Annotated in this window: 22 protein-coding genes; 12 read left to right on the top strand and 10 right to left on the bottom strand. The window is 70.6% G+C overall.

The features are described from left to right. Nucleotides 1–32: 32 nt before the first annotated feature. The 3 genes from rhuM to BJP65_RS04455 all read right to left on the bottom strand — a co-directional run bounded on the left by rhuM (nucleotide 33) and on the right by BJP65_RS04455 (nucleotide 2,023). Complete coding sequence (gene rhuM / locus BJP65_RS04465; RefSeq protein ID WP_070408352.1) at nucleotides 33–989, bottom strand: RhuM family protein; 957 nt, start codon at nucleotides 987–989, stop codon at nucleotides 33–35. Nucleotides 990–1,158: 169 nt separating this feature from the next. After that, entirely contained in the window at nucleotides 1,159–1,590 is a 432-nt protein-coding gene (locus tag BJP65_RS04460) for an Rv3235 family protein (protein ID WP_070408351.1), read from the bottom strand. Between the two features lie 151 nt (nucleotides 1,591–1,741). After that, entirely contained in the window at nucleotides 1,742–2,023 is a 282-nt protein-coding gene (locus tag BJP65_RS04455) for a helix-turn-helix domain-containing protein (RefSeq protein WP_070408350.1), read from the bottom strand. A gap of 247 nt (nucleotides 2,024–2,270) precedes the next feature. Between BJP65_RS04455 and BJP65_RS04450 the strand changes: the two genes are divergently transcribed. Then, entirely contained in the window at nucleotides 2,271–3,767 is a 1,497-nt protein-coding gene (locus tag BJP65_RS04450; protein ID WP_070408349.1) for a sensor histidine kinase, read from the top strand. A gap of 80 nt (nucleotides 3,768–3,847) precedes the next feature. On the opposite strand, the gene BJP65_RS04445 is transcribed toward BJP65_RS04450, so the two are convergent. Beyond that, a complete protein-coding gene (locus BJP65_RS04445; RefSeq protein ID WP_013583608.1) occupies nucleotides 3,848–4,096 on the bottom strand; it encodes a WhiB family transcriptional regulator in 249 nt (82 codons plus the stop codon). A gap of 211 nt (nucleotides 4,097–4,307) precedes the next feature. On the opposite strand from BJP65_RS04445, the gene BJP65_RS04440 reads away from it, so the two are divergent. Continuing rightward, nucleotides 4,308–4,691, top strand: coding sequence for a hypothetical protein (locus BJP65_RS04440; RefSeq protein ID WP_055834606.1), 384 nt, complete (start codon nucleotides 4,308–4,310; stop codon nucleotides 4,689–4,691). A 69-nt stretch (nucleotides 4,692–4,760) separates the two neighbouring features. Here the strand turns inward: BJP65_RS04440 and bcp are convergent, their stop codons facing one another. Genes bcp through aroA form a run of 3 tightly spaced genes read right to left on the bottom strand, consistent with a single transcriptional unit; the run spans nucleotide 4,761 to nucleotide 7,642 of the window. Further along, a complete protein-coding gene (gene bcp / locus BJP65_RS04435; RefSeq protein WP_070408348.1) occupies nucleotides 4,761–5,234 on the bottom strand; it encodes a thioredoxin-dependent thiol peroxidase in 474 nt (157 codons plus the stop codon). Then, complete coding sequence (rsgA, locus tag BJP65_RS04430; RefSeq protein ID WP_070408347.1) at nucleotides 5,231–6,289, bottom strand: ribosome small subunit-dependent GTPase A; 1,059 nt, start codon at nucleotides 6,287–6,289, stop codon at nucleotides 5,231–5,233. The genes bcp and rsgA overlap by 4 nt, the downstream gene beginning before the upstream one ends. Nucleotides 6,290–6,292: 3 nt before the next feature. Then, nucleotides 6,293–7,642: a 3-phosphoshikimate 1-carboxyvinyltransferase gene (gene aroA, locus BJP65_RS04425; RefSeq protein WP_070408346.1), complete on the bottom strand. Its 1,350-nt coding sequence runs from the start codon at nucleotides 7,640–7,642 to the stop codon at nucleotides 6,293–6,295. A gap of 112 nt (nucleotides 7,643–7,754) precedes the next feature. On the opposite strand from aroA, the gene BJP65_RS04420 reads away from it, so the two are divergent. Genes BJP65_RS04420 through BJP65_RS04400 form a run of 5 tightly spaced genes read left to right on the top strand, consistent with a single transcriptional unit; the run spans nucleotide 7,755 to nucleotide 13,819 of the window. Further along, entirely contained in the window at nucleotides 7,755–8,360 is a 606-nt protein-coding gene (locus BJP65_RS04420; RefSeq protein ID WP_235560549.1) for a sigma-70 family RNA polymerase sigma factor, read from the top strand. Then, nucleotides 8,357–8,599 (top strand): zf-HC2 domain-containing protein, encoded by a 243-nt coding sequence (locus BJP65_RS04415; RefSeq protein WP_055834618.1) that lies wholly within the window; start codon nucleotides 8,357–8,359, stop codon nucleotides 8,597–8,599. The genes BJP65_RS04420 and BJP65_RS04415 overlap by 4 nt, the downstream gene beginning before the upstream one ends. A gap of 53 nt (nucleotides 8,600–8,652) precedes the next feature. Further along, on the top strand, nucleotides 8,653–9,960 hold the full coding sequence (locus BJP65_RS04410) for a GNAT family N-acetyltransferase (protein ID WP_070408345.1): 1,308 nt from the start codon (nucleotides 8,653–8,655) through the stop codon (nucleotides 9,958–9,960). A gap of 38 nt (nucleotides 9,961–9,998) precedes the next feature. Further along, nucleotides 9,999–12,521, top strand: a complete 2,523-nt coding sequence (locus BJP65_RS04405) for a bifunctional lysylphosphatidylglycerol flippase/synthetase MprF (protein ID WP_156784808.1) — start codon at nucleotides 9,999–10,001, stop codon at nucleotides 12,519–12,521. Continuing rightward, the gene (locus tag BJP65_RS04400; RefSeq protein WP_070408343.1) at nucleotides 12,518–13,819 is read left to right on the top strand and encodes an esterase family protein; all 1,302 of its coding nucleotides are present in this window, start codon (nucleotides 12,518–12,520) and stop codon (nucleotides 13,817–13,819) included. Before BJP65_RS04405 ends, BJP65_RS04400 begins: the two co-directional genes overlap by 4 nt. A gap of 91 nt (nucleotides 13,820–13,910) precedes the next feature. On the opposite strand, the gene BJP65_RS04395 is transcribed toward BJP65_RS04400, so the two are convergent. Beyond that, the gene (locus BJP65_RS04395; RefSeq protein WP_083285700.1) at nucleotides 13,911–17,576 is read right to left on the bottom strand and encodes a multifunctional oxoglutarate decarboxylase/oxoglutarate dehydrogenase thiamine pyrophosphate-binding subunit/dihydrolipoyllysine-residue succinyltransferase subunit; all 3,666 of its coding nucleotides are present in this window, start codon (nucleotides 17,574–17,576) and stop codon (nucleotides 13,911–13,913) included. A 139-nt stretch (nucleotides 17,577–17,715) separates the two neighbouring features. On the opposite strand from BJP65_RS04395, the gene BJP65_RS04390 reads away from it, so the two are divergent. Beyond that, a complete protein-coding gene (locus tag BJP65_RS04390) occupies nucleotides 17,716–19,170 on the top strand; it encodes a GuaB1 family IMP dehydrogenase-related protein (RefSeq protein WP_070408341.1) in 1,455 nt (484 codons plus the stop codon). Here the strand turns inward: BJP65_RS04390 and BJP65_RS04385 are convergent. Beyond that, nucleotides 19,160–20,197, bottom strand: a complete 1,038-nt coding sequence (locus BJP65_RS04385) for a glycoside hydrolase family 76 protein (protein WP_070408340.1) — start codon at nucleotides 20,195–20,197, stop codon at nucleotides 19,160–19,162. The two genes, BJP65_RS04390 and BJP65_RS04385, sit on opposite strands and share 11 nt — an antisense overlap. A 162-nt stretch (nucleotides 20,198–20,359) precedes the next feature. On the opposite strand from BJP65_RS04385, the gene BJP65_RS04380 reads away from it, so the two are divergent. Beyond that, complete coding sequence (locus BJP65_RS04380; protein ID WP_070408339.1) at nucleotides 20,360–21,703, top strand: hemolysin family protein; 1,344 nt, start codon at nucleotides 20,360–20,362, stop codon at nucleotides 21,701–21,703. Then, nucleotides 21,700–22,755: a hemolysin family protein gene (locus BJP65_RS04375; RefSeq protein WP_055834641.1), complete on the top strand. Its 1,056-nt coding sequence runs from the start codon at nucleotides 21,700–21,702 to the stop codon at nucleotides 22,753–22,755. Before BJP65_RS04380 ends, BJP65_RS04375 begins: the two co-directional genes overlap by 4 nt. Before the next feature lie 121 nt (nucleotides 22,756–22,876). On the opposite strand, the gene BJP65_RS04370 is transcribed toward BJP65_RS04375, so the two are convergent. Further along, nucleotides 22,877–23,935, bottom strand: coding sequence for an NADH:flavin oxidoreductase/NADH oxidase (locus tag BJP65_RS04370; protein ID WP_070408338.1), 1,059 nt, complete (start codon nucleotides 23,933–23,935; stop codon nucleotides 22,877–22,879). A gap of 29 nt (nucleotides 23,936–23,964) precedes the next feature. Between BJP65_RS04370 and BJP65_RS04365 the strand changes: the two genes are divergently transcribed. Continuing rightward, nucleotides 23,965–24,822 (top strand): ADP/ATP-dependent (S)-NAD(P)H-hydrate dehydratase, encoded by an 858-nt coding sequence (locus BJP65_RS04365; RefSeq protein ID WP_070408337.1) that lies wholly within the window; start codon nucleotides 23,965–23,967, stop codon nucleotides 24,820–24,822. A gap of 85 nt (nucleotides 24,823–24,907) precedes the next feature. Continuing rightward, nucleotides 24,908–26,215, top strand: coding sequence for a glycosyltransferase family 87 protein (locus tag BJP65_RS04360; RefSeq protein WP_070408336.1), 1,308 nt, complete (start codon nucleotides 24,908–24,910; stop codon nucleotides 26,213–26,215). Nucleotides 26,216–26,274: the final 59 nt, after the last annotated feature.

The following is a 26,274-nucleotide window of genomic DNA, read 5'->3' as shown; positions in this document are numbered from 1 at the left end:
ACGTAGATTCTGGTCTCGGCCTTCGCCGTCGACTACTCCGTGATCATTCTCGTCACGAGTGCGATCATGACGTCTTTTTCCTTCGGGTCGCTCATTGCAACGAGTAGGGCGGTCGCCGCCAGAGCATTGTTTGATATCCGCCTTGTGCCGCCCGCTTTGTTCAGGATGCCGTTCCTGGCGAGGAAGGTGACGAACAGGGCAGCGGCGGTGCGTTTGTTGCCGTCCACGAGCGGATGATCTTTCACGACGAGGTAGAGCAAATTGGCTGCCTTTTCCTCGACGGTCGGGTAGAGGTCGTGGCCGTCGAAGCTCTGGTAGAGCGTTGCGATGATTCCGGTGAGTCTGTCGCCGCGTTCTCGTCCGAGTAGCGTGTCGGCGGGGAACTCCTTGCGGAGTTGCGTGACTACGTGGTGTGCGTCATCGAGGGTCAGTTCCCACGCGGGCATGACGGACGATTGGGCGTCAATCTTTCCGTCGTCGTAGTCGCGGAGGAGTGTGAGTCCGGGGAGGTAGCTCTGGAGGACGTCAGCGACTCCGGATAGGAGTTCATCCGTTGAGCGGTGCAGGATGTGGACGATCGCGTCGAGTTGTTCGAGGCGCTGCTCGTTGACGACGTATCCGCGAACCAGGTATTCGCGTAACTGTCGGGTGGCCCAGATCCGGAACTGTGTGGCCGTGGCGCTCTTCACGCGGTAGCCGACGGAGAGGATGGCGTCGAGATTGTAGAAGGGAAGCTCGCGCGCTACACGGCGTGGGCCCTCAACGCGAACCTGTCGGAATTTCCGACAGGTTGCCGCCTCGTCGAGTTCACCCTCGTCGTAGACGTGCTGGATGTGTTCGACGACGTTCGTACGTGACGTCTGTAAAAGTTCCGCGATCTGCTGCTGGCTCAACCAGACGGTCTCCGCGTCGAATCGGACGTGGAGGGTCGGAGCACCATCCTCACGGTGGTACAGGATCACTTCGCCGGACGGCTGCGCGTCCGTCATGCGGTGTGCTCGCGACCTTGCATGTCATTATCTCGGCCTGGGATCTCCCCGATGCGTCGAGAGTGCAGCGTATGGTTCCGACGCCGGGATGACGGTGCCCACGGCGGAAGTGTGATGGGCGTGAACGTTGCGCCCATGTCGGGGCACCTCTGGGGAACATCGACCTTCGTCACAGCAGCGCCAACGCCGTCACACGCCATCGCCCGTCGAGGCCCTCGAGGCGCAGGGCGATGGCGCGCGTGCGTGCGCGGGCGGCCGCGGTGACGGTGGCCTCGACGACCCCGTCGGCGGGCTGCGAGAGATGGACGTTGCGGATCTCGTGCACATCGCGCAGGGCGGCCACGCGCCGCGCGCTGCGGGCACGTGCCGCGAGGCTCGCTCGCACTGACAGGGACCGGTAGACCTCCTCCGACAGCCAGCGCGCGAGTTGTTCCACCTCGCGAACACCGGCCAGCACCTCGAGCACGCCCCGCACGATGTTGCGGATGAACGTCTCGGGCGGGGGAAGGGCGTCCGCCGACGTCTTCTGCGGGCTGAAGAAGTCGTCGTGGCGGGAGGCGGTGCCCCCGGTCGCGGTCGAGCGTGTGAGCGGCAGCGTCATGCTTCCCTCCGTCGTCATGAATGGCGCCAACGAGCGGGGGGATGAGGCCGAGAGTAAGCCAGCGGGAGAACACCCGCCGGGGCATTCGTCGACTCTGTGGACGAAACGCGGGAAGGGTGAGGTGGGGAGGGGGAGTGGATCCGGAGCGGGTTCAGTCGTCGTGGCGGATGTCTCCGCGTCCCCACAGCTCGGGGAAACTCGCTGCCTGCGACTGCCGCCAGAGAGCCGCCCGGCGAGCCGTCTCGCTCCGTTCGTCGAGGTAGGCATCGACGCTGTCAAGGTCGATCCGCCATCGTGGCGGTTCCCCGATCTCGACGCCGCGCAGCTGCCCCTCGCGGGCGAGCGCGATGACGTCGGCGACACCTAAGCCCAGCGTCCGAGCGACCTGGTCGGCCGGGACGAATCGCTCGCGGGGTGAGGACGCGTCCGTCATCCGGTCAGTATGTCCCCATTTCGGTGGGCACACGAGAATCACCCGTGAGACGCGAACGAGAGGTGCGGCGTAACCCGCGCAGCGATGTGCGGGTGTTTCCGCGCGTCGGTGATGGTCTGTCGCTTCGCCCGCCCGAAGGAGACGGCCTGTCCAAGTTCACCTTCGAGTTCACCCACGCCGAGGGATCCGGCGCCCGCGCGGTGGAGACCCCGCGAGTCCCGCCGGACGAGCCCTCTAGTCTGGAGGGGTGTCGACACTCAGTGAACTCGTCTACGCCCAGGGCCGCTCGAGCGAAGCCGATGTCGAGTGGCTGCACCGCCTCGCCGGCGATGGACAGTTGCTCGCCGACCTGGCCTTCGCCGACATCGTCATCTGGGTACCCACCCCCGACGACTCGTTCGTCGCCGTCGCGCACACGCGTCCCGGGGGAGCAGCGACGCTGTTCTACCGCGACATCGTCGGCGATCGCGTACGTCCCCAGTGGCGCACGCAGGTGCGCGAGGCGTTCCAGAACGGGCGCATCGTGGATTCGGCCTCGCCCGACTGGTTCGAAGAGACGCCCACCCGCGTCCGCGCCGTGCCGATCGTGCGCGAACTCTCGCGCGAGGGTCACGCCGTGACCACCGTCGGCGTGCTGACGCGCCACACCAACCTGGGCGAGACGCGCACCCCCTCCCGCCAGCAGATCACCTTCAACGACTGCGCCGACGACCTCTTCGGAATGATCTCGTCCGCCGAGTTCCCCGACCTGACCGCCCCCACCGCCCCGCGGCGTGGAGCGCCCCGCGCCTCGGACGGCCTCATCCGCCTCGACGTCGACGGCATCACGACCTTCGCGAGCCCCAACGCGCTGTCGGCGTTCAACCGCATGGGCTTCGACGACGAGCTCGAGGGCGAGTCGCTCGCCGAAGTGACCGCGCGCATCCTGCCCGCCAAGCGCCAAGACGTCGACGAGTCGCTCCCCGTGGTCGTGAGCGGTCGGGCTCCGTGGCGGGCCGACATGGAAGCTCGCGGCGTGCAGGTGTCGCTGCGCACCATCCCGCTGCGCGACCGCGGCACGCGCATCGGTGCGATCGTGCTCAGCCGCGACGTCACCGAGATCCGCCACCAGGAGCAGGAGCTCATCACCAAGGACGCCACGATCCGCGAGATCCACCATCGCGTCAAGAACAACCTGCAGACGGTCGCGTCGCTCCTTCGCATCCAGGCTCGTCGAACGCACTCCGACGAGGCCCGGGACGCCCTCAGCCAGGCGATGCGTCGCGTCTCGGCGATCGCCGTCGTGCACGACACGCTCTCGGAGGGACTGGCGCAGAACGTCGACTTCGACGACGTCTTCGCGCGGGTGCTGAAGCTCGTGGCCGAGGTCGCGGCGGCGCCCAACACCCGCGCGCGCACCCGCAGCACCGGCAAGTTCGGCACGCTGCCGAGCCAGTTCGCCACGCCGCTCGCCCTCGCTCTCACCGAACTCGTGACCAACGCCGTCGAGCACGGTCTCGCGGGGCAGGAGGGCGACGTCGAGATCGCCGCCGAGCGCGGCGACGAGATGCTCGAGGTGAAGGTCCGCGACACCGGAGTGGGGCTTCCCGAGGGCCAGGTGGGTCGCGGCCTCGGCACGCAGATCGTGCGCACCCTCATCCAGGGAGAGCTCGGCGGAACGATCGACTGGCACACGCTCATGGGCAGTGGCACCGAGGTGACCATCGAGATTCCACTGCGCTACATCGGTGGTTCGTCGGTCTGAGCTCAGGCCGAGGGCGCGCGAGTCGGACCGGAACGCCGAGAAGGCCCACCCCAGAGGGATGGGCCTTCTCGGTGACGACGTCAGGAGGCGCGGCGGGCGCGCGCGGCGCGGCGCTTGAGGGCGCGACGCTCGTCTTCACTGAGGCCACCCCACACGCCCGAGTCCTGACCGGACTCGAGGGCGTACTGCAGGCAGACCTCGGTGACGGTGCAGCGTGCGCAGACCGACTTGGCCTTCTCGATCTGGTCGACCGCGGGGCCGGTGTTGCCGACCGGGAAGAACAATTCGGGGTCGACGGTCAGGCAGGCTGCTTTGTCGCGCCAATCCATAGGGGTGCTCCTTGTAACAGAAAAATGATCGATTCGGCACCGAGATTCGGGTCCGGTACCCTGGTGGGAACGCGAGCGATTGCTCGCCCCACTTCGCTGTGGGAGCACACGGCTTGTTCCATGCTCCCATAGCGTTTCCCCCTGATCAAGAGGTAACCGGTAGGTTTCCGGAACGTAACGGCGCCGCTGCGCCGTCGGGAGGGCCTGTTCGATGCCTGTTCGTCTCACGGCCGCCGCTCTTCTGGCTCTCGAGGCCGTCGGCATCCTGGCCCTCGCCGGCTGGCAGATCGTGGCGTTGCTCGGGGGCGACACCGACTCGATCGTCAGCTCCCTCGCGCTCATCGTGCTCACCGTCATCGGCGCGGCCATCGTCGGCGCCTTCGCCGTCGCCACCGCGCGCGACGTGTCGGCCGGGCGCTCGGGCGGAATCGTCACCCAGCTGCTGATCCTGTCGGTCGCGATCGGTGCGATCACGGGGGAGTGGGCCGCGCCGGGCATCGCCCTGCTCATCGCGGTCCCCGGGGTCATCGGCCTGGTTCTGCTGGTGCTCGCGGTGCGGGCCTCGGCGCCGCGCCGGCGCGACGACGAGTCCTGAGCGCTCCGCCCGGCACCCACGCGAAGACCCCGCCGCCGCCGGAGCGGGACGGGGTCGTGGCAACGCGGGTCAGGCGGCGGCGAGACCGAGGGTCTTGCGCAGACGCGCGACGTGGCCGGTGGCCTTGACGTTGTACATCGCCTCGGCGATGGTGCCCTCTTCGTCGATCACGAAGGTCGAGCGCAGCACACCGGTGACGGTCTTGCCGTAGTTCTGCTTCTCGCCCCACGCGCCGTAGGCCTCGTGCACCGCGTGGTCGGCGTCGCTCAGCAGCGGGAAGGTCAGCCCGTCGCTGTCGCGGAACGCCCGCAGCTTCTCGGGCAGGTCGCGCGAGAGGCCGAGCACGGTGTATCCGGCGCCCTGCAGCGATGCGAGGCTGTCGCGGAAATCGCAGGCCTGCGTCGTGCAGCCGGGCGTCTGGGCCGCGGGGTAGAAGTACAGGATCACGCGGCGGCCACGGAAGTCGCTCAGCGAGACGGGGTGCTCGTCTTGATCGAGCAGGGTGAAATCGGGCGCAGTGTCGCCCTTCGCGAGGTTCGTCACCCCTCCAGCCTAGAACGCTCGATGGCCTGGAACGAGGTCAGCAGGCGATGCAGGGAGTCGAGGCGCGCCGCAGCCCCGGGACCCAGGCGACCGGATGCCACGGCTTCGGCGATCGCGCAGTCGGGCGCATCGGGAAGATGCGTGCAGCCGCGCGGGCACTCCTCGGCGGCTTCGGCGAGGTCGGTGAAGGCCCCCAGCACGTGCGCGGGGTTGACGTGGCCGAGGCCGAAGGAGCGGACGCCCGGGGTGTCGATGACCCACCCCGACCCCGCGGGACCGCGGTAGCGCAGCGACACCGCCGACGACGAGGTGTGCCGCCCGCGTCCGGTGACCACGTTGACGTGACCGATGGCTCGCTCCGAACCTGTCAGCGCGTTGACGAGGGTGGACTTGCCGACGCCGGAGTGACCGACGAAGACGGTGGAGTGCCCCGCGATGGCTTCGCCGATGGCGTCGAGGGGCATCGCCCCCTGCGCGCTCGTGAACACGCGCAGGTCGATGCCATCGAAGTGCGACAGGAACTCGGTGGGGTCGGCGAGGTCGGTCTTGGTGACGACGAGCAGGGGACGGATGCCGGCGTCGAGGGCCGCGACGAGATAGCGGTCGACGAGGCGCTCGCGGGGCTCGGGGTCGGCGGCGGCCACGACGATCAGCATCTGGTCGGCGTTGGCGACGATCACCCGCTCCACCTGATCGGTGTCGTCGGCACTGCGGCGCAACAGAGACGTGCGCTCCTCGAGACCGATGATGCGCCCGAGGGTGCCCTCGTCACCCGACTGGTCGCCGACGACGCGGGCCCGGTCGCCGTTGACGATGGGCTGCTTGCGCAGCTCGCGCGCCCGCGTGGCGAGCACGCGTCGTTCGTCGGGCCCGTCTTCGTCGATCAACACGGTGTAGCGGCCGCGGTCGACGCCGAGCACCCGGGCGATCTGCGCGTCGGCGTGCGCGGGTCGACGCTTGGTGCGCGGCCGGTTGGCCTTCGGGTTCGGGCGCGTTCGGATCGACGACTCGTCGTACTCCAGGTCGTCGTCGTCGCTGTCGTCGAGCCAGCTCACGCGTCAGCCCACGGCATCCGTCGATCCGTCCGGATCGAGCATTGCGCGCCAGAGCGCGGCGAACTGGGGGAGGGTCTTGGCGGTCGTGCCGATGTCGTCGACCTGCACGCCGGCGACGCGCAGACCGAGCAACGCGCCGGTCGTCGCGAGGCGGTGGTCGTGGTGGGCCTTCCACTCGCCGCCGCGCAAAGTCTGCGGCACGATGCGGATGCCGTCTTCGAGCTCGTGGGCCTCGCCCCCGAGCGAACGCAGATTGCCGACCAGCGCCGCGATGCGGTCGGTCTCGTGACCGCGGATGTGCCCGATGCCGTGCAGCGTGGTGGGACCGTCGGCGAAGGCCGCGAGACCGAAGAGGGTCGGCGCGAGCTCGCCCGCGGCCGAGAGGTCGAGCTCGACCCCGCTGATGCCCTCGCCCGCGGCGACGGTGAGCGCTCCGGCCCGGCGACTGACGCGCGCGCCCATCTCGGCGAGGATGTCGCCCAGCAGGGCCCCCGGCTGGGTGCTGTGCAACGGCCAGCCCGTGACAGTGACCGAGCCCCCGGTGACCATCGCGGCGGCGAGGAACGGTGCGGCGTTGGAGAGGTCGGGCTCGATCGCGACGTCTTTCGCGCGGACGGGTCCGGCGGGCACGATCCACTCGCCGGGCGCCGGGCGCTCGACGTGGATCCCCCGGTGAGCGAGGGCCTCGACGGTCATGTCGATGTGCGGGATGCTGGGCAGCCGCGAGCCCACGTGACGCAGGTGCAGCCCGACGTCGAAGCGCGGGGCGGCCAGCAGCAGGCCCGAGACGAACTGGCTGGACTGGCTCGCGTCGATCTCGACCTCGCCGCCGCGCACGTGGCCGTGGCCGCGGACCGAGAACGGCAGCGCCCAGTGGCCGCCGTCGTCGATGTCGACGCCCACCTCGCGCAGGGCGCGGATCATCGCGCCCATGGGGCGGTGCAGCGCGCTCTCGTGCGCCGTGACGTGCACGTCGCCGCGGGCGAGGCCCGCGAGGGGGGCGACGAACCGCATGACGGTTCCGGCTTGGCCGCAGTCGACGGTCGAGTCGCCCGTGAACGACGCGGGCGGGGTGATGAGCAGGTCGGGCCCGAACGGGGAGTCGGTCTCGACCTCGTCGATGCCGACTCCGAGGGCCCGCAGCGCATCGATCATGCGCGCGGAGTCGTCGGAGTGCAGGGGCGCGTGCAGGGTGCCCGGGCCGTCGGCGATGGCGGCGAGCACGAGTTCGCGGTTGGTGAGGGACTTCGACCCGGGCACCGTGACCGTGGCATCCACGGGATCGGTGGCGGTGGGCGCGTTCCACGCACCGCGGGGAGTGGCGGTTGAAGGGGAATACCCGAGGGGAGTCATCGGTTCCTAGCCTAGTGAAAGGGGACGACACGTGACCGCACTTCTCGAGCGCGAGAGCAGGGCAGGGGCCACTCCGGTGACCCTCGCGATGCCCGACGTAGACTGGCGCGCAATGGACGACACGGCGAACGCGAGCCCACTCCACGTGGAGCCTCGTGAACAGTTCGAAGAGCAGGCGCTGCCCTTCATGGATCAGCTCTACGCCGCGGCGATGCGCATGACGCGCAATCCCGCCGATGCGGCCGATCTCGTGCAGGAGACCTTCGTGAAGGCCTTCGGCTCGTGGGCGTCGTTCACGCAGGGCACCAACCTGAAGGCGTGGCTCTACCGCATCCTGACGAACACGTACATCAACACGTACCGCAAGAAGCAGCGCGAGCCCTACCAGAGCGCCATCGACGATCTGGAGGACTGGCAGCTCGGCGGTGCCGAGTCGACCACCGCGAGCAGTTCCCGTTCGGCGGAAGCCGAAGCGATCGACCACATGCCGGCATCCGTGGTCAAGGACGCGTTGCAGTCGATCCCCGAGGATTTCCGGATGGCGGTGTACCTCGCCGACGTCGAGGGCTTCGCCTACCAGGAGATCGCCGACATCATGAAAACTCCGATCGGCACGGTCATGAGCCGTCTGCACCGCGGCCGGCGGCTGCTGCGCGACCTGCTGTCGGACTACGCCAGAGAGCGCGGCATCCAGACCGCCACGGGAGAGACGAAATGAGCGACTGCGGCTGCGACCAAGCACGACGCGACCTCGAAGAGTACCTGCGCAATGAGGTCTGCAAGACCCAGCACAAAGACATCCGCGAGCACCTCGAGAGTTGCCCGGGATGCCAGGACGAGGCCCTCGTGGCCCGCACGCTGACCGACGTGGTCGCGCGTGCGTGCAAAGAGACCGCGCCCGACGAACTGCGCGACCAGGTGCTCTCGCGCCTGCGGGCGATCCAGGCGACGCACTGACCGTTCCGGGCCCCGGCTCGGCGTGTGTCGGAGGCCGTCCGTAGGCTGGGGGCATGGCGATCATCGACACGCTCCCTCTTCCCGCGGATGCCGAGTCCTCGGCGACCCTGTCCGACTCCGGCTTCGACTACGCGGTGGTCGACCCCGACGGGTCGGGGTTCGTCGACTTCCTGAGATCGGTCTCGCGCGGTTTCCTCGGTGAGGAGCCGTCGGATGACGAGGTCGAGAGCGCCCGTCGCGCGCTGCGTTCGCGTCGACTGGTCGGAGTGTTCGACCCCGCCGGCGCAGAGCCCGCCTCGCCGGTGGCGACGGTGGACTCCTGGCCGGCTGAGTTGACCGTGTCTCCGGGGCGCATCGCGCCGCTGTACTCGATCAGCGCCGTCACCGTCGCGCCGACCCACCGCCGACGCGGCATCGCGCGCGCCATGCTGACCGGCGAGCTGCGCACCGCGGTGTCGGCCGGGTACGCGATCGCGGGGCTCACCGTCACCGAGGCGACCATCTACGGGCGCTGGGGCTTCTCGCCCGCCGCCTGGGCGAGCGACGTCGTCGTCGACACCCGGCGGGCGCGCTGGACCGGCCCCGTGGCCCCCGGCCGTCTCGACTTCGTCCCGCGCGAAAGCCTCCCCGAGCGGTTGGCTGCGGTGCACGAGCGCATCCGTACGCGTCGGCCCGGATCCGTCGCCGGGTGGGAGGGCCGCTGGCGGGGGATGGCGGGACTCACCCCCGATGCGAAAGACGGCAAGAAGGTGCGGGCGGTCGCGTATCGCGATCTCGACGGCGTGGAACGCGGCATCCTGGTCTACACGATCGGCGAGGATCCGGGCGACGACTACACGGCGCACGAACTCAGCATCCGCGCCCTCTTCGCCGACGGTGACGAGGCGTACGCGGCGCTCTGGCGTTACGCGATCGAACACGACCTCGTCGCGCGCGTGACCGCATCGCTGCAGTCGGTCGTGCCTCCGGTGCAGTGGATGGTGTCCGATCGCCGGGCTGTCACCGCCACCCTCACCGACCATCACTGGCTCCGCATCCTCGACGTCGCCGGCGCGCTGACCTCGCGCCGCTACGCCGGAACGCTCGATCTCGTGCTCGCCGTGCACGACCCGCTCGGTTTCGCCGACGGTTCGTGGGCCGTGCGCATCGATGAGTCCGGAGAAGCGACGGTCACCCCGGCCGGCGACGACGCCCCCGACGTCGAGCTGAGTGTGGGAGCCCTCTCGTCGTTGCTCCTGGGGGGCGTGCGCGCGACGGAGCTCGCGGCCGCGGGAACGGTGCACGGCGACGCAGAAGCCCTCGCCGCCCTCGACGGTGCGTTCACCCCCGAAGCGACCCCCCTCCTCGACATCTGGTACTGACCCCTCGTCCATAGCCTTTCCCCGTAAAATCCGGGGCGATGTCCGAATCGTCTCCACCCCTGTCCGCTGAGCGGGCGCCGTCGCGGCTCCGCGCGCGGCTGCGCACTCTCGGCGCGGTGTCCCGCCGGTACCTGCGAGATCACCCCGTGTCGCTCTGCGTGGTGGTGGCCGTGCTCGCCACCGCGGCCGCGACCGGGTCGCTCTGGGGTGAGGACGCTCTCGTCTGGGGGGCGGGTCCGCTCGCCACCTTCGCCAACGGACGGTGGTGGACGCTGGTCACCGCGCTGGTGGTGCCCGACTCGACGATCGACGCCGTGTCGTCTGTGCTGCTCGCGCTGACGGTGCTGGCGTACGCCGAACGCCTGCTGGGCTCGCGCCGGGCCGCTCTGCTGCTGGTCGTGCTGGGACTGAGCGGTCTCGTGGTCGGGATCGGCCTGCACGCGGCGGCATGGACGGTGACCGATCTGCGTCCGGTGGTCGCCGCCGAGGTTCCCGTGCTCGATCCCACGACCCCCATCGCCGGGGTGGTCATGGCGGCGTCCGCCTTCGCCCCGACGCTCTGGCGTCGACGGCTGCGGCTGGTGGGCTTCGCCCTGCTGGCGCTGTTCGCGCTCTACGCGGGCGACGCCGACTCGTGGTACCGCCTGACCGCCGCGGTCATCGGCCTCGTCGTCGGCGCGGTGCTCGCGCGGGGACGCGAGCGTCGCTCGTGGCATCGCAGCTCGACACGCGAGACCCGCACGCTGTTCGCGATGCTCGTCGCGGTCGTGGGCAGCGGGCCGCTCGTGGCCCTCGTCAGCGGCGGTGGTCGCGGACCCCTCTCGCTCGTCGTCGAGGCCTACACCCAGTACGACGACGAAGTACTCAGTCGGTGCGGCCGGGTCGCCGAGGCGGTGTGCGATGAACAGATCGCCCTCCTCATGACCCGGGGCGCCGGCCCCGCTCTGCTGGCGATCGTGCCCCTCGTGCTCCTTCTGATCGCGGCGTGGGGCCTGCGCCGCGGGCGCCGGGCGGCGTGGGTCCTCGCGATGCTGGTGCTCGTGGCATCCGCCGTCCTGCCGGTGATCTCGCTGCTCGACGGCCGCCTGCAGATCGACCCGTGGGTCGACGGCAGCGGCGCCGAATACGTGCTCTGGGCGATCGCGACCATCGTCGTCCCGCTCGTTCTGGCGGCGGCTCTCGTCGTCACCCGCGCGCGCTTCTCGGTGCGCGCCACGCGCAAGGCCGCCGCAGTGGTCACTGCCGTCGTCGTCGTCGCATTCGTCGCCTGCGGGACGACGTTCTTCGTCGTGGAGTCGCTCAACCGCCGCTCGTTCAACCGCGACCTGTCGCTTCCCGAGATGCTCGGCCTCACCCTGCGGCGCTTCCTGCCGCCGTCGTTCACCCACCCCGGTGGCTCGTCGGCCTTCCCGCACCAGGGTCCGGCGCTGTTCGTCTACCAGTGGATCGGGGTGCTGTTCTGGGCCGTCGTCGTCGCCGCGATCCTCTGGCTCTACCGTCGCGCCCGCCGTCCCGTCGCGGGGGGACACGCGCACTACCGCGAGCTGCTGCGGCGCGGGAGCGACACCCTCGGCTTCCTCGGCACGTGGGAGGGCAACCGCCACTGGTACTCGGACGACCGCGAGTGCGCCGTGGCGTACCGGCTGACCGGTGACGTCGCCCTGGCCGTCGCCGATCCTCTGGCCCCCGCGGGGCGCCGGGTCGAGGCGCTGCGCGGGTTCACCGACTACTGCCTCGAGCACGGCTGGATCCCCGCCTTCTACAGCGTGCACGGCGACACCCTCGACGACCTCGTGAGCCTCGGGTGGCGGCACGTGCCCGTCGGGGTCGAGACGGTCATGGACCTCGCGGGTCTGACCTTCGCCGGCAAGACCTGGCAGAAAGTGCGCCAGCCGCTCACCCGCGCCGAACGCGAGGGCTACACCGCGGTGTGGACGCGGTGGCACGAGCTGACAGTGGGTCAGGCGTCGCAGGTCGTCGCGATCGACGAGGAGTGGGTGGCCGACCGCGCGTTGCCCGAGATGGGTTTCACGCTCGGCTCCCTCGACGAGCTGCGCGACCGCGAGGTGCGCCTGCTGCTCGCTGTCGGCCCCGACGACCGCGTCGAAGCGGTGACGAGCTGGATGCCGAGCTGGACCGACGGTGAGATCACCGGATGGACCCTCGACTTCATGCGCCGTCGCACCGACGGACCCAACGGCATGATGGAGTTCCTCATCGCGAAGGCCGCGTTGCAGCTGCAGGAGGAGGGCGCCACGGTGCTCAGCCTGTCGGGCGCTCCGCTCGCCGACGACCCGGCCGAGCCCGTCGACGGCGACCCCGCCCCGCTGCGGGCACTGCTGCGCTGGCTGGCGGAGGTGCTCGAGCCGGCGTACGGTTTCGCCTCGCTGTTCCGCTTCAAGGGCAAGTTCCGCCCCCGGTACCGTCCGCTCGCACTGGCGTACCGCGACCCGCTCCAGCTCCCCGCGATCGGGGCCGCCGTCGGACGCGCCTATCTTCCCGACGCCTCCCGTCATGAGATGGTCGCTCTGGCGAGGAGTGCGTGGGAGGGCCGCCGATGAACCGTTTCCTGCTGTCTTCCGAGCTGATCGACAGTCCGCTGCTGGTCGTGTGTGCGATCGTCGCCGGGGTGGGTGCGCTCGCCGTGGTGTCGTGGGCTCCGCGCCGCGTGGTCCGCACGCTCGTCATCGGCGTCGCCGCGGGGGTGGTGATGTACATCGTCGCCCACATCCTCGAGGCCATGAACCTCTTCCAGGGCCCGCTGCCCGCCGGGGCCGCCGCCTGGGCGGCGGGCGGCGTCGCCGCGGCCGCGGTGGGCGTCGTGGGCATCTGCCGCCGCCCGTGGGGGCGTCGGGTCGCCGGTTCGCTGACGGTGGTGGCGGCGCTCCTGGCCGCCGCGCTCGGCGTCAACACCGCCTACGGGGTGACGCACAACCTCGCCGCCATCCTCGGCGTGCAGGCGCTCGATCCCGCGGCTCTTCCCGCTCAGGCCGCCGTCGCGGGAGACCCGGCGACGCTCTACGAGACCTGGGAACCCCCCGCGGGGATGCCGACGCAGGGGGCGCTGAGTGCTCTGTCGGGGAACGCGAAGATCCCCACCGGGCAGTTCGCGGCGCGAGACGCCTCGCTGTACCTTCCGCCCGCAGCACAGGTCGCGAACCCGCCGGCCCTCCCGCTGCTCGTCTTCATGATGGGGCAGCCCGGTTCACCGGATCCGACGGCGCTGGCCAAAGCGCTCGATGCCTTCGCGGCGAAGAACAGGGGCCTCGCCCCGATCGCCGTCGTCGTCGACCAGCTGGGGGCTCCCGACCGTGATCCCGCGTGCGTCGACTCCGCGAAGTACGGCGCCGTGTCGACCTACATCAACCAGCTCGTGCCGCAGTGGGCCGAGAAGAACCTCAACGTCGTGAAGGACCACCGGTACTGGACCATCGGGGGCTTCTCGAACGGTGGCTCGTGCGCCGCGATGTACGGCTCGAAGTACCCGGACGTGTGGGGGCAGATGCTCGACGTCATGGGCAACGAGTTCCCGGGATCCGAGCACGTCGCCGAGACCGTGGCCGACACGTACAACGGCGACGCGGGCGCGTTCCAGGCCAACAAGCCGTCGGTGATCATGGCGGCAGCTCCCGCCGGGACCTACACCGGCCACCTGGCGATCTTCACGTGGGGAAGCGCCGACACCACCTACGGCCCGGGACAGCAGGCCAACTCCGAGGCCGCGCAGGCCGCCGGGTTCACCGTGCTGACGCACATCGTCGAGGGTGCGGGCCACACCGGCGAGGCGCTCGACGCGAGCCTCGAGTTCGCCATCCCCGCGCTGGCTCCGACGCTCGGACTGGCGCCGCCGGCATCCTGACGCGTCGGCGGTCTCGGCATCCTGTCGCGAGGAATCCGCCCACGCGAAAGGGCCCGGTCGACGATATCGACCGGGCCCTTCGACGTACGGATCAGCGCGCGAGCGCCTCCGCCATGATGGCGGCGTGCTCGTTGGCGTGCACCTTGGGCGAGCCGGTCGCGGTCGACGCCGCGGAGGCACGCGAGATGTTGCGGATCGAGCGGCCACCGAGCTGGTCGGCGATCTCGAGCGCGATGAACGGCCACGCGCCCTGGTTCTCGGGCTCGTCCTGAACCCACACCAGTTCGGCGTTCGGGTACTGATCGAGCACGCGGGTCAGCTCTTCGATCGGCGCCGGGTAGTACTGCTCCAGGCGCACGAGGGCGATGTTCGGGTTCGGGTTCTTGTCGAGCTCGGCGCGCAGATCCCAGTGGATCTTTCCGGCGTGCAGCAGCACGCGCATGACGGCGCCGCGGTCGACACCGCGGTTGTCGTCGAGCACCGGCTCGAAGCGACCCTCAAGGAAGTCCTCGACCGGGCTCGTGGCTCCGCGCAGACGCAGCATGGCCTTCGGGGTGAAGACGATGAGCGGACGACGCGGGCGCTGGTACGCCTGGCGGCGCAGCAGGTGGAAGTACGAGGCCGGCGTCGACGGGCGCGCGACGATCATGTTGTCCTGCGCGCACATCTGCAGGTAGCGCTCGATGCGGGCCGACGAGTGGTCGGGTCCCTGGCCCTCGTAGCCGTGGGGGAGCAGCAGCACGACACTCGACTGCTGAGCCCACTTCTGATCGGCCGACGAGATGAACTCGTCGATGACCGACTGCGCGCCGTTGGCGAAGTCGCCGAACTGCGCCTCCCACAGCACCAGGGAGTCGGCGCGCTCGACCGAGTAGCCGTACTCGAACGCCATGGCCGCGTACTCGCTCAGCAGCGAGTCGTAGACCCAGAAACGTCCCTGGTTCTCGCTGAGGTTCGCCAGCGGCAGCCATTCCTGACCGTTGTCGCGGTCGTGCAGCACCGAGTGGCGCTGGACGAACGTGCCGCGGCGCGAGTCCTGACCGGCCAGGCGCACCGGGGTGCCCTCCATCAGCACCGAGCCGAAGGCGAGGAGCTCGCCGAAGGCCCAGTCGATGTTGCCGTTGCGGCTCATGTCGAGACGCTTGTCGAGCAGCTGCTGCAGCTTGTTGTGCACGGTGAAGCCGTCGGGCTTGTTCACGAACGCGTCGCCGATGTGCTGCACGACCTCGCGCGAGACGCCCGTGGTCTCGGGCGCGCCCGTGGGCACGTCGTCGACCGCGTCGGCCGTGACGACGGGGGTCGTACCGGTCTCGGCTTCGTGGGTGTCGGCGAACGCGACTTCGAGACGGTTCTGGAAGTCCTGCTTGGCCTGCTCGTACTCGTCTTCGGTGATGTCGCCGCGACCGACGAGCGACTCGGTGTACAAACGGCGCACCGAGCGCTTGGCCTCGATGAGGTTGGTCATCAGCGGCTGCGTCATCGAGGGGTCGTCGCCCTCGTTGTGGCCGCGTCGGCGGTAGCAGACCAGGTCGATGATGATGTCGCGGTGGAACTCTTCGCGGTACAGGAACGCCAGCTCGGCCGCGCGGACGACGGCCTCGGGGTCGTCGCCGTTCACGTGCAGCACGGGGGCCTGGATGGTCTTGGCCACATCGGTGGCGTACACGGAGGTGCGCGCGTCGGTGGGGGTGGTGGTGAAGCCGACCTGGTTGTTCACCACGACGTGGATCGTGCCGCCGGTGCGGTACCCGCGCAGCTGCGACATCTGCAGCGTCTCGACGACGACGCCCTGACCCGCGAACGCGGCGTCGCCGTGCACGAGGATGGGCAGCCACGAGAACGTGCCGATGGGCTTGCGGTCCTGCTTGGCGCGGACGATGCCCTCGAGCACGCCGTCGACGGTCTCGAGGTGCGAGGGGTTGGCCGCCAGGTAGACGGGGAGCTCATCGCCCTCGTCGCCGACGAAGGTGCCCTCGGTGCCGAGGTGGTACTTCACGTCGCCCGAGCCGCGCTTGCTGCCGGTGGCGACCGCACCCTCGAACTCGCGGAACACCTGGCCGTACGTCTTGCCACCGATGTTGGTGAGCACGTTCAGGCGACCGCGGTGGGCCATGCCGATCGCGGCTCCGTCGAGGCCCTTGGACGCGGCGCCCTGGAGGATCTGGTCGAGCAGCGGGATGAGCGACTCGCCGCCCTCGAGGCTGAAGCGCTTCTGACCGACGTACTTGGTCTGCAGGAAGGTCTCGAACGCCTCGGCCTGGTTGAGCTTCGACAGGATGCGCAGCTGCTCGTCGTGCCCGGGCTTGGTGTACTTGACCTCGATGTTGCTCTGGAACCACTGACGCTGGATCGGGTCCTGGATGTGCATGTACTCGACACCCATGGTGCGGCAGTACGAGTCGCGGAGCACGCCGAGGATGTCGCGGAGCTTGGCGACGCGCTTCGTGCCCAGACCGCCGGTGACGAACTCGCGGTCGAGGTCCCAGAAGGTCAGACCGTGCGACTCGATCTCGAGGTCGGGGTGGGTGCGCTGCACGTATTCGAGCGGGTCGATGTCGGCCATGAGGTGGCCGCGCACGCGGTACGAGTTGATGAGCTCCTGCACGCGGGCGCTCTTGTCGATGCGCTCCGAGAGGTCGACGCTGATGTCGGCCGCCCAGTGGATGGGCGCGTAGGGGATGCGCAGCGCCGCGAAGATGTCGTCGTAGAAGCCGCGCTGCCCGATGAGCAGCTCGTGCACCTTCTTGAGGAACTCGCCCGACCCCGCGCCCTGGATGACCCGGTGGTCGTAGGTGCTGGTGAGCGTGATGGTCTTGCCAATCGCCAGCTCGTTGAGCGTCTTGTCGCTCGCGCCCTGGAACTCGGCGGGGTAGTCCAGCGCACCCGCGCCGATGATGGCGCCCTGACCGCGCATGAGACGGGGGACCGAGTGCACGGTGCCGATGCCGCCGGGGTTCGTCAGCGACAGCGTCGTGCCCTGGAAGTCGCCGGGCGTGAGCTTGTTGCCGCGTGCACGACGCACCAGGTCTTCGTACGCGTCGAGGAAGTCGCTGAAGCTGAGGGTGTCGGCGCGCTTGATGCTCGGCACCAGCAGCGCGCGGGTGCCGTCGGGCTTGGGCATGTCGATCGCGATGCCCAGGTTGATGTGCGCGGGGGCCACCACCGAGGGCTTGCCGTCGATCTCGGCGTAGTAGACGTTCTGGCTCGGGAACTCCTTGAGTGCCTGGATGAGCGCCCAGCCGATGAGGTGCGTGAAGCTGATCTTGCCGCCGCGCGTGCGCGACATGTGGTTGTTGATGACGATGCGGTTGTCGATCATCAGCTTCGCGGGCACGGTGCGGACGCTGGTCGCGGTGGGGACCGTGAGCGAGTCGTCCATGTTGGAGGCCAGGGCCTTCGGCATCCCCTTGAGGACGGTGACGCGGTCCTCTTCGGTGCTCGGGGCTGCGGCCGCGGGCGTCGAGGCGGGGGCCTGCGCCGGGATCGGCTGCGGCTTCGCGGGCTTGGCGGTGGTGCGCGCGACGGGGGCCTGACCGACCACCGGGATCGGCGCGGTGACCGGCTTGGGCTCCGAGGGCGGCGCTGCCGCGGCGGACCCGTCGACGACCGGGTGGTACGCCTCCAGGATCGGCCACCAGGCCTTGTCTACGGAGTGCTTGTCGACCTTGAACTGCTCGTAGAGTTCGTCTACGAGCCACTCGTTCGCGCCGAACTCGCCCTCGCTCGAAGTACCGACGCCCGCCACCTGGCTCGACACAGTCGATCGCCTGCTTTCCTCGATGAAGATTCCTGTGGATACGCGCGAACGTCACCGTCCGGCGCGTCGTCAAGCCTAGCCGAGGTTCCTGGGCGGTCTGCGGGTCTTTACGTTCTCTTGATGTGGTGAGGTGGATGCCATGGAGTTCTCCGGCGCTCAACCCGATGTCGATCTGACCTACTCGGACGTGTTCCTGGTCCCGCGTCATTCCGAGGTGCGCAGCCGCCTCGACGTGGACCTGGCACCCGGTGACGGGAGCGGTGCCACCCTTCCGCTCGTGTCGGCGAACATGAACTCCGTCACGGGAACCCGACTCGCGGCGACCCTGGCGCGTCGCGGCGGCCTCGGCGTGCTCCCGCAGGACCTCGCGCTGCCCGACCTGCTCGATGCCGTCGCCTGGGTCAAGGCGCAGCCGACGGCCTGGGACGCCCCGCTCGTGCTGCCTCCGACCGCGACGGTCGCCGACGCGCGTCTGGTGCTCCCGCCGGTGCCCGGGCGCGGCATCGTCGTCGCCGAGACCCGCGACGACGGGGTCGTCGCCCTCTCGGCCTTCCGCGGGATCGTTCCGGCCACGCGCCTCGCGACGGCGCTCCCGGATGCCACGCTCGGCGACATCGCTCGGGGCGACGCCCCGGTGGTCTCGGTCGATCAGCTGGGGGATCCCCGTGCCGTCTTCGCGCTGGTGGGGGAGGCCGACATCGTCGCCGTCGTCGACGCGGACCGCGTGGTGGGCACGCTGTCGGCGCGGAGCGCCGTGCGCGACTCGGTCTACCGCCCGGCGGTCGACGCCGAGGGACGCCTGATCGTCGCGGCCGCGGTGGGGGTCAACGGGGACGTCGCCGGCAAGGCGCGCGCCCTCGCCGACGCCGGCGTCGACGTCCTCGTCGTCGACACCGCCCACGGTCACCAGGCGCAGATGCTCCGGGCGCTGCGCGAGGTCGCCGCGCTGGATCTCGGCATCCCGATCGCCGCCGGCAACGTCGTCACCGCCGAGGGCGTGCGCGACCTCACCGACGCGGGTGCGACGATTCTCAAGGTCGGGGTGGGGCCGGGGGCGATGTGCACGACCCGCATGATGACCGCCGTGGGGCGGCCGCAGTTCTCGGCCGTGCTCGAGACGGCGGAGGCCGCGCGCAGCGTCGGGGCGCACGTCTGGGCCGACGGCGGAGTGCGGTATCCGCGCGACGTCGCCCTGGCGCTGGCGGCGGGTGCGGCATCGGTCATGGTCGGTTCGTGGTTCGCCGGGACGATCGAGTCGCCCGGGCGCCTGCGTTCCGACGCGGACGGCCGGGTCTACAAGGAGTCGTGGGGCATGGCCTCGACCAAGGCCGTGCACGGGCGCTTCGGGGCACTCGACCCGTTCGAGCGCGCCCGCAAGGAACTCTTCGCCGAGGGTATCTCGTCGTCGCGCATCTACCTCGACCCGCAGCGCCCCGGCCTGGAGGACCTGCTCGACATGATCACGTCGGGCGTGCGCTCCTCGTTCACCTACGCCGGCGCCGCCACCGTCGCCGAGTTCCACGAGCGCGCCCGCGTGGGGCTGCAGTCGGCGGCCGGGTACGACGAGGGCAAGGCGCTTCCGGTCAGCTGGTGAACACCCGCTCGAGGTCGGCCGCGGCCTCGAGCGTGATCCACGCCCCGACCTGCACCGACAGATCGAGGTCGTCGCCCTCGGCGCGCGCGGGGCGGCGGGGATCGGCCGGGAACAACCCGCCGCGGCGTGCGTCCCAGAGCGCGTCGGCGTTGCGCTGGACGAGGCGCCGCGCGGTGCGCGAGAGGGCATCGCCCTCGGCGTCGCCGCTCTCGGCGAGATCCATCGCCGCCTCGGCGAGATAACGCGCCAGGATCCCGGCGAACAGGCCGCCGTCGCCCCCGCCCGCCGCGGGGAACAGTCCGTCGTCGGCGGCGCACCACCGTTCGACCGCGGCGACGAGAGCCCGGGCACGCTCCACGTGCGCCCACGCCGGGTGCGCGTCGTCGGCCAGGGCCCGCTCGCCCAGCAGCAGGGCGAGCCCCAGGGCCGCGCCCTGGTTGTACGTCCACAGTTCGCTCCGCACGACGCCGTGCTCGACGCCGTCGCGGACGAGGCCCGTGTCGGACTGATCCAGGGTGGATGCCATCCACGTGTCGAGTGCGACGGCCTCGGCCCGGTGGCCGGTCAGAGCGAGCACCATGGCGCCGGGCGCGTTCGCCGGAGCGTTGAAGAGGTCACTGCCGACGCACCAGGGCAGTGCGCCCACGCGCGGATCGATCGCCCGGTGCAGCACCCGCGAGATGCGGCGCAGGGCGCGGGCGTTCAGGTGCGTGCGCGCGAGCGCCAGGCCCATCCAGGCGATGTCGTCGTAGTACGGGGTCGTCCACCGGCCGATCGTGCGCAGGGTCACCCCCCGGGCGAGGCGGCGCATCATCCGCCGACGGCGCGCGTCGGGCCGGTTGCGCTCGGCGTCGCCGAGCACGTGCAGCACGTGCGCGTGCCACCAGTAATGCCACGTGCGCTCGCCGTCGGCGCCGGGCAGCGCCGCCCTCGCCCAGGCCACCGGGCCGTAGCGGTGCACGAAGCGGTCCGTCACCTGACGTTCAGCGGTGGCGGCGCGCTCGCCGGCCGTGGTCTCGGCATCCATGCACCCATCCTCCCCAGGTGCCGGGATGCGCAGAATCCGGATGCCAGGGGCCCGGGGCTGCAATAGAATCGAGCGCACGATGGACGACCCTCCCAGTTGTAGACCCAGGCCCCGACGCCGCCCCTTCGACACCGACCCCCGGTCGAGCGGAGGTGATGCCTGATGGATTACGTCATGCTCGGCGTGGGGCTCATCCTCACCGTCGGAACGGGACTCTTCGTCGCCAGTGAATTCGCCCTGGTGAACCTCGACCGCGCCGACCTCGAAGCCCGCCGCGAGGCGGGCGAGACGCGGCTCTCGCTCACGATCGATGCGCTGCGCATCACCTCGACGCACCTGTCGAGCGCCCAGCTCGGCATCACCCTGACGACGCTCCTCACCGGTTACACGATGGAACCGGCCATCTCGAACCTGCTGCGGCCGGTCTTCCAGGCGTGGGGACTGCCCGAGGCGGTGATCGTCACCCTCGCCGCGATCATCGGCGTCGGTTTCGCCACCGTGCTGTCGATGATCCTGGGCGAGCTCGTCCCCAAGAACTTCGCCCTCGCGATCCCGCGGCAGACGGCCAAGCTCGTCCTTCCGTTCCAGGTCGCGTTCACCGCCGTGTTCAAGCCCGCCATCCTCGTGCTCAACGGCAGCGCCAACGGGGTGCTCCGCTCCATCGGCGTCGAGCCGAAAGAGGAGCTCTCGGGCGCCCGTTCGGCCGAGGAGCTCTCCAGCCTCGTCAAGCGCTCGGCCAGCGCCGGCATGCTCGAGAAGGACACCGCCTCGCTCCTCGACCGAAGCCTCACTTTCGCCCGCCTCAGCGCCGCCGACGTGATGACCCCGCGCCCCAGCGTGCATGCGCTCGCCGCGGGCGACCCCGCCGACGACGTCGTGCAGTTGGCCCGGCGCACCGGGCACAGCCGCTTCCCCGTGTACGGCGAGTCGATGGACGACATCGTCGGCGTCGTGCACCTCAAGGCCGCCATCGGCGTGCCGCGCGACAGGCGCGGCGACGTGCCCGTGGCCGCGCTGTCGACGGAGCCGCTGCGCGTCCCCGAGACGGTGCACCTCGACACCCTCGTCTCGGAGCTGCGTTCGCGCGGCTACCAGATGGCGATCGTGGTCGACGAGTACGGCGGGACCGCGGGCGTGGTCACCCTCGAAGACCTCGTCGAAGAGATCGTGGGCGAGGTGCTCGACGAGCACGACCGCTCCCGCGCCGGGGTGGTGCGCTCCGCGGCATCCGTGATGTTCCCCGGAGACCTGCGACCCGATGAAGCCCTCGACCGCGCGGGCGTGCGCGTGCCCGAAGGAGAGGTCTACGACACCGTGGGCGGCTTCATCATGGCCGAGCTCGAGCGGATCCCCGCGGTGGGCGACACCGTCGAGACCGACGAAGGGGTCCTGAGCGTGCACCGCATGGACGGCCGTCGCGTCGACCGCGTGCAGTTCACCCCGAAGCCGGTGGAGCAGAACGTCGGCGACCTCGTGCGCGCGGCGAAGGGCGGTGATCAGCGATGAACGATTGGGCGGGAATCGCCTGGCTGGTCGTGCTGCTCGTGGCCAACGCCTTCTTCGTCGGCGCGGAGTTCGCGGTGATCTCGGCGCGGCGATCGCAGATCGAACCCCACGCCGACCGCGGCTCGCGGGCGGCGAAGACCGCGCTGTACGCGATGGAGCACGCCACGCTCATGTTGGCCACGTGCCAACTCGGCATCACGATCTGCTCGCTGCTGATCCTGAACGTGTCCGAGCCCGCCATCCACCACCTGCTGGCGGGGCCCCTCGGCCTCACCGGTCTGCCCGAGGCGGCCGTCGACGTGGTGGCGTTCATCGTGGCGCTGCTGATCGTGTCGTACCTGCACGTCGTGTTCGGCGAGATGGTTCCGAAGAACCTGGCGTTCTCGCTGCCCGACCGCGCGGTGCTCATGCTCGCGCCGCCCCTGGTGGCCGTGTCGAAGGCGTTCTACCCGATCATCGTCGCGCTCAACTGGACGGCGAACCACGTGCTGCGCCTGTTCCGCGTCGAGCCGAAGGACGAGGCCGCCTCGACCTTCACCCTCGACGAGGTCGCGACGATCGTGAGCCAGTCACGGCGAGAGGGCATGCTCGACGACGCGTCGGGAACCGTCAGCGCGGTGGTGGAGTTCACCGAGAAGACCGCCGCCGACGTCGCCGTCCCCATGAGCGACCTCGTGACGCTCCCCGCCCGCACGACTCCGGGCGAGATCGAGCGCGCCGTCGCGCAGCACGGCTATTCGCGGTACGTGATCGTCGATGACACCGGCAACCCCACCGGGTACGTCCACCTCAAAGACGTCCTGCGCGCGGCCGACGGGACGGCCGCCGACATGGCGCGTCCGATCCCCGCCAAGCGCATCCATCAGATGGTGTCGGTGCTCGAGACGACCGATCTCGAGGACGCCCTGGCTCTCATGCGCCGCTCGGGTCGCCACCTGGCGCAGGTGCGCGACGGCAGCGGCGACGTGAAGGCCGTGCTGTTCCTCGAGGACATCATCGAGGAGCTCGTCGGCGAGGTGCAGGACGCCACCGAGCGCCGTCGCTTCGTCTGAGGCCTGACACACCGGATGCCACGGCCCCAGGGGTCGTGGCATCCGGTGTTCTCGTTCGCGGGGGTGAGCGCTCGCCGATTCGCCGTGGGGTGGGACCCGGGTCAGGAAGTCGCGGCGCGGCTCAGTACGCGCGGGTGTACTGGGCCGGCGCGGGGGAGTCGGCGCCGAGCGCGGCGGCGGCGCGCAGGCCGTAGTGCGGGTCGCGGAGCCACTCGCGGCCCGACAGGACGGCGTCGGCCCGGTCGTCGGCGACGATGTTCTCGGCCAGGGCGGGGTCGTCGATCATGCCGACGGCGGCGACCCGCAGTCCCGTCTCGCGGCGCACGGTCGCGGCGTACTCGACCTGGTAGCCGGGGCCGGTCACGATGCGCTGCTGCGGCACGAGACCGCCGCTGGAGACGTCGATCAGGTCGGCGCCGGCCGCACCCACCAGCCGCGCGGCGGCGACGGTGTCGGCGACGCTCCAGCCGCCCTCGGCGGCGTCCGTCGCCGAGAAGCGCACGAACAGGACGACGTCGGGGGTGGCCGCGCGCACGGCCTCGGTCACGCGCACGAGCAGGCGTACCCGGTTCTCGAACGAGCCGCCGTACTCGTCGTCGCGGTGGTTCGTGAGCGGTGACAGGAACTGGTGCAGCAGGTAGCCGTGGGCCGCGTGCAGCTCGACGACCTCGAACCCGGCCGCGACGGCCCGGCGGGCGGCATCCGCGAAGTCCTCGACGACCTTCTCGATGCCCGCGGCATCGAGGGCGACGGGCTCGGCGAACGTGTCGTACGCGAGCGCCGAGGGGGCGAGCGTGGTCCAGCCGCCGGCCTCGGGCGCGACGGTGCCGCGGCCGCCGGTGAGCGGGGAGGTGGTCGACGCCTTGCGGCCGGCGTGGCCCAGCTGTACGCCCGCGACGGCGCCCCGCGCGCGGATCGCCGCGACGATGGGGGCCCAGGCCTCGGCCTGCGCGTCGGTCCAGATGCCGGCGTCTTCGGGCGAGATGCGGCCTTCGGGCGACACCGCCGTGGCCTCGGCGATCACGAGGCCGGCGCCGCCCGCGGCGAACTGGGCGAGGTGCACGTGGTGCCAGTCGTTCGGCACGCCGTCGACCGCGCTGTACTGGCACATCGGCGAGACCCAGAGCCGGTTGCGCATCTCGATACCGCGGATGGACAGGGGTGTGAAGAGGGCACTCATGGAAGACCTTTGCGCTTTAGGGTGACGCCATGACGGCGAAGGACTGGACCGGGCGCGATGCCGGTCGCACACTGCGGTGGCCAACGGCGCACGACGACAAGTATTCCCGCGGGGTCGTGGGGATGCGTACGGGGTCCACCCGGTATCCGGGCGCGGCGATGCTGGGAGTCGAGGCCGCGTGGCGCACCGGAACGGGCATGGTCCGCTACCTCGGACCCGAGCGCGCGCAGAACCTCGTGCTGCAGCGTCGGCCCGAGACGGTGACCGCCGACGGGCGGGTGCAGGCGTGGGTGATGGGATCGGGAACGGATGCCGCGGAGCGCGACGCCGCCGAGACCGCGGCGCTGCGCGGCATCCTGCGCGCCGACGTGCCGGTCGTCGTCGACGCGGGAGCCCTGGACCTGGTCGCCGGGGCCACGGCACCGGTCATCGTGACGCCGCACGCGCGAGAGCTCGACCGACTGCGCGAGAGCCTGGGCCTCGAAGCGGCCGATCCGCGAGACGACGACGCCCGCGAGGCGGCCGCGCGCGAGACCGCCGAGGCCATCGGCGCGGTGGTCCTGCTGAAGGGCGCCGTCACGATCGTCGCCGCCGCGGGCGGATGGACCCGCCGCGTGACGACGGGCACGCCGTGGCTCGCCACCGCCGGTACCGGCGACGTGCTCGCGGGCGTGCTCGGCGCCGTCACCGCCGGGTCGGTCGCCGCCGATCGCACCTCGCTCGACGACCTCGCCGCGTGCGCGGCCACCGCCGCGTGGCTGCACGGAACGGCCGGCACACGGGCATCACAGGCCTACGGCGGCCTCGGCGGGCCGATCACCGCGCTCGACATCGCCGGGGAGCTGCCCTCGGTCGTGGCCGGGCTGCAGGCGGACTCGATCGGGTAACGGTTGTCGTCGCGACCCGCGCGACGGCGGGGGAGCGCGAGCCACGCGTCCGGGACGCTCAGGGGCGCCCGCTTAGGATGATGCGGTGGTGAGGCGTGTCGTTCCCTTGTTGATCGCGTTCGTCGCCGTACATGTCGTCGTCGGCATCCTGGGCTATCAGCAGCCCAACGAGCCGATGGGCGATGTGTACCTGGTGTACGAACCCTGGTCGCGCTGCGCGCTGTTCGGCGGCATCGACGTCACCTCGTGCACGCGGTCCGACGCGTGGGCCTGGCCGGGCATCACCGAGAAGTGGATCTATCCGCAGCTCGCGTTCCTGCCCATGACGTTCGCCTGGCTGTTCGCCTGGGCCGTCGGGTACACGCCCGCCTGGGTCATCACCGTCGCGCTCGCCAACCTGGTCGCCTTCGTCGTGCTCGTGGGCAAGGGACGCTCGCGCGGTCGTGTGATCGCCGCCTGGTTCTGGCTCGCGTCCATCCTGCTCATCGGGCCGGTCGGCCTGTACCGCATCGACGGCATCACGGTGCCGTTCGCGATCCTCGGCAGCATCTGGCTGCTGCGCCGCCCGTTCGTGGCCTCCCTGCTGCTGTCGATCGCCGTGTGGATGAAGGTGTGGCCTGCGGCGATCCTGGCCGCCGGTCTCATCGCCGCCCGCCGTCGCCTGGCCCTCATCTGGGGTGCCGTCGCGGTGTCGGTGACCACCGTCATCGCGGTCGTCGCCCTGGGCGGTGCGTCCTACGTCTTCGGCTTCGTCGGAGACCAGACCACCCGCGGCATCCAGATGGAGGCCCCCGTCGGCGGGCTGTACATGTTCCTCGCCGCCTTCTACGTTCCCGGCTCCGAGGTGTACTACGACGGCGGCGTGCTCACCTTCCAGGTGACGGGACCCGGCGCCGACCCCCTCATCGCCGCGATGACGCCCATCATGCTGCTCGTCATGGTCGGGATCGCCATCGTCGGCATCGTGAAGCTGCGGCGCGGGGCGACCTTCGTGAGCCTCTTCCCGCCGCTCTCGCTCGCTCTCGTCACCGCCTTCATCGCGCTGAACAAGGTCGGCTCGCCGCAGTACTACGTGTGGCTCTTCGCCCCCGTCGTGCTGGGGCTGATGATCGATCGCCGTCGCTGGTACGGATTCGCGGGCATGACGCTCGTGATCGCGGCGCTCACGCAGTGGATGTACCCGCTGCTGTACGACGGGCTCATGGCGACGCACCCGAACCCGTTCCCGGTCTTCGTGCTCGAAACGCGGAACCTGCTCGCCCTCGTGCTGCTCGTGTGGGCCGTCGTGCGCGTCGTCCGTGCGCCGATCGACCGCGTCCGTCCCCCCGCCGGGCTGCACGAGATCGTGACCGGGCGGCGTCCGGCGCGAACGCGGATCGCTCCGCGCGGCTGACCCGGGGTTCGCGTCTGGGCGCGGTGCTGCCGCGAGACGGTGCGCCGCGACCGGGGTGC

Origin of the sequence: Microbacterium sp. BH-3-3-3, assembly GCF_001792815.1 — a bacterium.
GTDB lineage: Bacteria > Actinomycetota > Actinomycetes > Actinomycetales > Microbacteriaceae > Microbacterium.
Note: the sequence above shows the minus strand (reverse complement) of the source record. Positions and strands in the feature narration are given on the sequence as shown.

Excerpts from the sequence above, each read along its gene's own strand:
- rhuM (WP_070408352.1), bottom strand. The coding sequence starts at position 989 with ATGACGGACGCGCAGCCGTCCGGCGAAGTGATCCTGTACCACCGTGAG.
- BJP65_RS04460 (WP_070408351.1), bottom strand. The coding sequence starts at position 1,590 with ATGACGCTGCCGCTCACACGCTCGACCGCGACCGGGGGCACCGCCTCC.
- BJP65_RS04455 (WP_070408350.1), bottom strand. The coding sequence starts at position 2,023 with ATGACGGACGCGTCCTCACCCCGCGAGCGATTCGTCCCGGCCGACCAG.
- BJP65_RS04445 (WP_013583608.1), bottom strand. The coding sequence starts at position 4,096 with ATGGATTGGCGCGACAAAGCAGCCTGCCTGACCGTCGACCCCGAATTG.
- BJP65_RS04440 (WP_055834606.1), top strand. The coding sequence starts at position 4,308 with ATGCCTGTTCGTCTCACGGCCGCCGCTCTTCTGGCTCTCGAGGCCGTC.
- aroA (WP_070408346.1), bottom strand. The coding sequence starts at position 7,642 with ATGACTCCCCTCGGGTATTCCCCTTCAACCGCCACTCCCCGCGGTGCG.
- BJP65_RS04420 (WP_235560549.1), top strand. The coding sequence starts at position 7,755 with ATGGACGACACGGCGAACGCGAGCCCACTCCACGTGGAGCCTCGTGAA.
- BJP65_RS04415 (WP_055834618.1), top strand. The coding sequence starts at position 8,357 with ATGAGCGACTGCGGCTGCGACCAAGCACGACGCGACCTCGAAGAGTAC.
- BJP65_RS04410 (WP_070408345.1), top strand. The coding sequence starts at position 8,653 with ATGGCGATCATCGACACGCTCCCTCTTCCCGCGGATGCCGAGTCCTCG.
- BJP65_RS04405 (WP_156784808.1), top strand. The coding sequence starts at position 9,999 with ATGTCCGAATCGTCTCCACCCCTGTCCGCTGAGCGGGCGCCGTCGCGG.
- BJP65_RS04400 (WP_070408343.1), top strand. The coding sequence starts at position 12,518 with ATGAACCGTTTCCTGCTGTCTTCCGAGCTGATCGACAGTCCGCTGCTG.
- BJP65_RS04390 (WP_070408341.1), top strand. The coding sequence starts at position 17,716 with ATGGAGTTCTCCGGCGCTCAACCCGATGTCGATCTGACCTACTCGGAC.
- BJP65_RS04385 (WP_070408340.1), bottom strand. The coding sequence starts at position 20,197 with ATGGATGCCGAGACCACGGCCGGCGAGCGCGCCGCCACCGCTGAACGT.
- BJP65_RS04380 (WP_070408339.1), top strand. The coding sequence starts at position 20,360 with ATGGATTACGTCATGCTCGGCGTGGGGCTCATCCTCACCGTCGGAACG.
- BJP65_RS04375 (WP_055834641.1), top strand. The coding sequence starts at position 21,700 with ATGAACGATTGGGCGGGAATCGCCTGGCTGGTCGTGCTGCTCGTGGCC.
- BJP65_RS04370 (WP_070408338.1), bottom strand. The coding sequence starts at position 23,935 with ATGAGTGCCCTCTTCACACCCCTGTCCATCCGCGGTATCGAGATGCGC.
- BJP65_RS04365 (WP_070408337.1), top strand. The coding sequence starts at position 23,965 with ATGACGGCGAAGGACTGGACCGGGCGCGATGCCGGTCGCACACTGCGG.